This is a genomic window from Bacillus sp. JJ1503, from assembly GCF_036965125.1.
Classification (GTDB): Bacteria; Bacillota; Bacilli; order Bacillales; family Cytobacillaceae; genus Cytobacillus.
Genome location: NZ_JBALOZ010000317.1, coordinates 1 through 4,365, shown reverse-complemented (window position 1 = coordinate 4,365; position 4,365 = coordinate 1). Strand labels below are relative to the sequence as shown.

Annotated in this window: 3 protein-coding genes; 2 read left to right on the top strand and 1 reads right to left on the bottom strand. The window is 37.2% G+C overall.

The window, feature by feature from the left end; all coding sequences use genetic code 11:
* Positions 1–225: 225 nt before the first annotated feature.
* Positions 226–2,454 (bottom strand): AAA domain-containing protein, encoded by a 2,229-nt coding sequence (locus V7149_RS21275; protein WP_335347591.1) that lies wholly within the window; start codon positions 2,452–2,454, stop codon positions 226–228.
* A gap of 223 nt (positions 2,455–2,677) precedes the next feature.
* Between V7149_RS21275 and V7149_RS21270 the strand changes: the two genes are divergently transcribed.
* Both V7149_RS21270 and V7149_RS21265 read left to right on the top strand, forming a co-directional pair.
* Positions 2,678–2,842 carry a hypothetical protein gene (locus V7149_RS21270; protein ID WP_335347590.1) on the top strand — a complete coding sequence of 55 codons (165 nt, stop codon included), beginning with the start codon at positions 2,678–2,680 and terminating at the stop codon, positions 2,840–2,842.
* Positions 2,843–3,409: 567 nt separating this feature from the next.
* Positions 3,410–4,365 (top strand): hypothetical protein (locus tag V7149_RS21265; RefSeq protein ID WP_335347589.1); only part of this gene is annotated, 956 nt, incomplete at its 3' end.

Below are 4,365 nucleotides of genomic sequence, written 5' to 3'. Positions count from 1 at the left end.
GAATAATATTATTTAAATAATATTAACATAATTTTTAAATAATGGTATAAGAAATTAGTAGATTTTTTAGACTAATTACTTCATAACTTTCGATAAATAGTTATTTTAAAAAAGAAAAGCCGCCTAATGAAGGCAGCTTAGTAAAACTTTTCGTTAACAAACATAATTTAAAAAGGTATAGGTCACCTATCTAAAATAGGTCGATCATCACGGAAAACAGTTTAACTAAATCTGTTTTAGCAAGTATTCACACACATTACTCGAACGAAGCCTAGCCGCTACATAAGGAGGCTCGACTCCTCTGGCGCCTTCAAGCGGAAGTCCGAGCCACAAAACTTTCCCGTCAATGATCACAAACGGAAAGGGAAAGCTCTCGTCCTGCCAGACATCGGAATTGCTCCACTTTTGTTTCGAAATAATGGTCAATTTTACCCGTTTTTCTCTATTTAATAGCTGCTTAGTCCATTCTTCAGATAACTTGCTTCCCTCGGGCAAGGAAATGGTAATCGATGCCTTTGCCGAACTTAGGTCTTGAAAGACAGCTTCCAGTTTTCGCGCATGCATCCAGCTTAATTTTGGGTGTTGGTTGCGTATCCACGAGCCAATTTCTTTCGTTGTAACCGTTTGTTTGTTCCTTACTTGATGGTCAACGAGTTGGCGCAGTGTTTTTCTTGGATAAACATGCTTTTCGATAAAATCTCTATTGCTGACGTGAAGAAATTTTCCTTTCGTTCTCGTAATAGCCACATTAATCAAACGTTCACTTTCCTTGCCAGTCAGCAACATCCCAGCCCGTTCTTGCGGGGCACTATCGACCGTATCAAAGATCATCACATCCCGCTCACTTCCCTGAAATCGGTGGACAGTAGCTGCAATAATATCCGCTTGGCTTCGCTCATTCTCATAAATCTCTTCCAACAGCTGCTCCATAAGATTCGCCTGAGCACGGTATGGAGTCACATACCCAATCGATTTAGCTCCACCCGAGTACGCTTCATGAATCAATTGAAAAGACAGCAGCAGCTGCCATAGATTGAATCTGGAATTGGTTGCTTTATCACTTATACAATGCAAGCCCGTGAAACTCGTATCTACAAGCACAGCAGCTCGCTCTTTAAAAGGAGCAAGGCTTGTGATTCTATTTCTGCTTTTGTATACACTTTCGTGATCGCCAACCAGTGAATGATAGATGTACCGATTCGTAAAAGCTGAAATATCAGGGTGCATCCTGCGCTGTTCTTTTAATAAAAAAAGCTGCGGATGAAGCTTCTCGTCATTCAGCCAATCCACCACTCCCGCCTTATGGAACACATCCTCTTTCAGCCATTTGGCCACAAGCGGATCCCGGCTTGCGGCAATCGGGGGCAATTGCTTGAAGTCGCCACAAATAATGACTCGTTTTCCCAATGATGCGGCAAAAGCTGCCTGTGGAACATAGGACATACTTGCTTCATCAAGGATGACAAGGTCATAATCCTGTTCATAAATAGTGCTATCACTAGCCGCCTTTGCCAGCGTTGTACCGACAATGAACGCCTCTTTGACTAACTGAACTTCTTCCTTCCGGACCTTTTCCAGCAGCCTGGCAATTTTTGTTTCTAGTTCCAGCAGATGATCCGAGTCTCGTTTACTGAAAGAATGGGCCAGGTCTTGCTTTAAGTGGCGTCTTTCTTCAACCAGCCTCTCTCTATCCTTGGCAAGGAGCGGGTCCTGCTTTTCGATCATCTGATTTGTCGTAATGTCGAGATGGGCTGAAAGAGTATCCCCAATGTTCCCACCGTAGCGGAGCACATCCCCTTCTCGAAATCTTTTTTTCTTTTTAATAAAATCAGTCAGTTCCCCCATTAAGACATCAACAGCTTGATTGCTATGCGACAAAATTAATACTTTTTTCTTCTGAAAATATTTATTAGCTGCTGTTCTAGCCAAGGTGTATGTTTTACCGGTACCCGGGGGCCCCCAGACGAACGTAGCCGGATTGTATTTGGACCGCAAAACCAATTCATGGACATTACTCTGGATCTTTTCCTCAGGATGTTTCGTTTCCATGGAAGGATTCATCAATCTCTTCACTCTCATCCGCTTTTGTTTGTTTTTTTTGATTTCATCCAAGCGCTCGATTAATTGTTCAAGCAATTCCCAAGGATCATGCAGCAGATATGCATCTGGAATAAGGTCACCAAAGTTTTGCTCTAATGCCAGAATGATTCCCCTGCCCTCAGAGGAAAGCACCTTTCCACTAGTTTTCATCGTTCCCCATTCCAATTTTATCGAAGAACCAACTGGAATTCTTAATGAGATGGCTGTATCAAAATAGTAACTATACGGGCCGTCATTTGATAACAGCCTTCCATTTATGACAGAATAGCGGCTTCCGCCGAACTTTTTTAAGTGATTAATCTCTTGTTGTAGGGCTTGCTGCCATTCTTTGATGTGTGTTTTGGTTGTTGTCATTGGTTTCCCCTTGTTATTTACTACTCGTAGATAATTTCCAATCAAATGTACTGGTTATTATACATTAAAATGATTGCCTTGAACGGCAAACCGCATGCGTATTTCGTATTGAAATCATTGGAAAAAGCAGCCGTTACTTGGGCGAAGATACTAAATCCTCGGGATATATGAACGGGATTGGTAAATACTATGAAGGTTAAGTAATCAATCGAGGAGGACTAGTATGCAACCGAATCAACAGGCTAATAAGAATTTGGGGTCTGGTTCTAATATGCAACCAGGAGTTGCTGGAACGGATCCGCAGAAAGTGAAACAGGAAATTAGGAAAGATGTTAGTGAGGGGCAAGGTGCGATGACTTCACGAGAGGCAGGAGCAATGAGGGATTAAGAGCCACTCTAATGAGTGGTTTTCAGAACAAAAAAAGGCCTGCACCCTAGTGTATTAAAATATTACTGTACCTGGGGGACAAACACCAAATATTCTGGTAATTTATTTTTTTTACGGTTTTACAAAGAATTGACCTCTAACATGTCAATTCACAAATGTGTGTTTATACCAATTTTTTAAAATATGCCCAAATCCACTTATATCAAGGGTTTGGGAATTTTATTATATTCAATATATCCTTTTGTTTTCTTGTATTTTTCGATTATGTGACAAGTTTGGTGACCAATAATATTTATAATTAGGTTGCTACAAATATTCTTTCTCCTCAGAACAAGTGCATTTTCTTCAATTTAATCTGATCACCTACCCAATAATACAAAGGTAGTTTTTAAAATAAATTACAGCCTGAAACTGTTAAGAGAAAAATCGCTTTTGATTATATGCAAAATTGAAATATTTCTCCCATTAGGTACAAAATCCCAAAAGACTCCTCTATAATAGTAAGAAACAAATATTTAGATTTAAAAAATATTTTTTTACTAATAAAGAATTGTTTAGGTGATCAAAATGGTAAATTCTATAGATTCTACTAAAGTTATTGATACTAATGCAACATCATCTGCATTTGGTTGGGACTTCCAAAGTAATGCAGCTATCTTATTAGCACTTAAACATATAAAAAATTTAGAATCCTTAAAAGTTGAAGGTAATATTGATGATATCGAGCTATATTTAAAAGGTAGCAAGAGAATTTTTGCTCAAGCAAAATCACAAGAAGATCCTACTCCAAGTTCAAATACACTAACAAAATTAAAAGATGCTCTTAAAACTCTAATAAATGCTACTAATCAAAGTGAATACGAAAAAATTATATATATCTCAAATATAATGAATCCATTAAAAAACAATGATCTAAATAACTATTGGGGACAATATTTCTCAATATATTCTTATACTGAATTGAATGATCAAGCAAAGGCAATTATTGATCATTATATTAATAGTGTAGTTAATAATTATCCATTAGACATATCTAATCTAGACTATAACAAACTTGAAATCTGTGCATTCCCTTTTTTCGGCCAAGATGACGAAACAAGGTATAAAATAATCTATGAAGTTGTAAATAAATTTTTAGTTTCCGCCAAGATAAGCTCACCATACGGTTTAGCCCAAGATGTAATGGATTATTGGCAAAGTATATTCTTTCAAAATGCTGCAACTAGAAATGTAGAGTTGAAAAAAGAAGAATTAGTATGGCCAGTAGTGGTTTTAGAATCATCTAACTCATATTATAACGATTTTTTCGATGATTTTGACTTAGGAGAAATTGATGAAATAAGTAGAAAGTATAATGCATTTATAGAGAAAAAAACTGAACTATTTGAATTTATTACACAAGTAATAAATGATTTTAATGAGTTTAGAAATGCAAATCGTAAATTAAATGGAAGACTAGCCTTTGAAGAATTTGTTGAAACGAAATGGCAACACTATAACTCTTTTATAATTAATGAATCAGT

Bases quoted from the DNA above. Each gene is read 5' to 3' on its own strand.
- V7149_RS21275 (WP_335347591.1), bottom strand. From the start codon at position 2,454: ATGACAACAACCAAAACACACATCAAAGAATGGCAGCAAGCCCTACAA.
- V7149_RS21270 (WP_335347590.1), top strand. From the start codon at position 2,678: ATGCAACCGAATCAACAGGCTAATAAGAATTTGGGGTCTGGTTCTAAT.